Origin of the sequence: Pseudomonas sp. HMWF006, from assembly GCF_003061205.1 — a bacterium.
GTDB classification, from domain to species: domain Bacteria; phylum Pseudomonadota; class Gammaproteobacteria; order Pseudomonadales; family Pseudomonadaceae; genus Aquipseudomonas; species Aquipseudomonas monsensis.
In genome coordinates this window covers 23903-25374 of record NZ_QAIU01000550.1, presented here as the reverse complement: position 1 = coordinate 25374, position 1472 = coordinate 23903, and the positions used below count along the sequence as shown (strand labels likewise).

General features: G+C 60.9%; 3 protein-coding genes. All 3 read right to left on the bottom strand.

Translation table 11 applies throughout. The features are described from left to right. On the bottom strand, positions 1 to 339 hold a 339-nt coding region (locus DBR24_RS24845), incomplete at its 3' end, for a biopolymer transporter ExbD (protein ID WP_256591812.1). Beyond that, on the bottom strand, positions 336 to 971 hold the full coding sequence (locus DBR24_RS24840; protein ID WP_123466826.1) for a MotA/TolQ/ExbB proton channel family protein: 636 nt from the start codon (positions 969 to 971) through the stop codon (positions 336 to 338). The genes DBR24_RS24840 and DBR24_RS24845, both read right to left, overlap by 4 nt. Positions 972 to 1072: 101 nt before the next feature. Beyond that, positions 1073 to 1472 (bottom strand): ComEC/Rec2 family competence protein (locus DBR24_RS33650; protein ID WP_371921353.1); only part of this gene is annotated, 400 nt, incomplete at its 5' end.

The following is a 1472-nucleotide window of genomic DNA, read 5'->3' as shown; positions in this document are numbered from 1 at the left end:
ATGCTGAGTCTTGCCATCGGCACTGATCGACAACGGCATGTTGGTGTCGCCGTTGGCCTCTTTCTGCATGGCTTCCATCAGCGTCGCCAGGTCGTTCTTCGGCAGAATCTTGTTGTTCACCGAGAACACGCCTTCGGCGCTGATCGCGACATCCAGTTGCTTGAGCTGCTGGTCTTCGGCGGGCGAACCGCTGACCGACTCAGGCAGATCGACACGCAACTGGGTCTCGCGGGTGAAGGTGGTGGTCACGACGAAAAACAGCAGCAGGATGAACACCACGTCAATCAGCGACGCGAGATTGATGTCCACCGTTTCCCGGGGTTTGCGACGGAATTTCACGCTCTTTCCCCGGCCAGATCGACGTCACGGTCGCCCTGCACCACTTCGACCAGTTTGATCGCCTCCTGCTCCATGCCCACCACCAGTTCGTCGATGCGGCGTTGCAGGAAACGGTGGAAGAACACCGACGGAATACCGACCATCAGGCCCGCCGCCGTGGTGATCAGCGCCTTGGAAATACCGCCGGCCAATACCGATGCATTGGTGGTCATGCCGGAGCCGGTGAAGGCACTGAAAATATCGATCATGCCCAGCACCGTACCCAGCAGGCCGAGCAGCGGCGCCATGGCAGCAATGGTGCCCAGCGCGTTGACGTAGCGCTCCAGCTCGTGGATCACCCGCCCGGCGGCTTCTTCGATGCATTCCTTCATGATCTCGCGACCATGCTTGGAATTGGCCAGGCCCGCGGCAAGGATTTCACCCAGCGGCGAATTGGCGCGCAATTCCTTGAGTTTTTCTTTATTGAGCTGCTTGTCCTTGATCCACACCCAGACCTGGCCCAGCAGATGCTCGGGGGTAACGCGACTGGCGCGCAGGGTCCACAGGCGCTCGGCGACAATCGCCATGGCCGCGATGGAACTCAGAATGATCGGCAACATCATCCAGCCGCCGGATTTGACCAATTCCCACACAGTGACAGTCCCCTCGAAAAAGTGCGCCACTTTACCATACCGCTTCGCGATCAGGACCCGCCGGCCCGACGACCGTGATGGTGCATTCAAGCGCGCTCCGATCAACGGGCCAATACTGGCGAATCACGCCAGAAACGCCGGTGTTGACGCATCGTCCGCGCCGGTTTGAACCTGCCCAGTTGCAGATGAATCGCGCCGTGCTCGGCGCTGTCGTAAATGCGCAGGCCCTGCTTGCGATAGCGCGCCAGTACCGTGGGATGAGGATGGCCGAACGAATTGCCGTGGCCGCGGGAAATCAGCACCGTTTCAGGATTCAACACCTTGAGCAGGGCCATCGAGGAAGAGGTGCGGCTGCCGTGATGGGGGGCCTGCAGCCATTGGGTCGGGACTGCCAGCGCGCTGTCGAGCAGAACCCGCTCGGCGTGAAGGTCGATGTCGCCGGTGAGCAACAGGCGCTCGCCATTGGCCTCGACCTGCAACACGCAGGAACGCTGGTTGCTG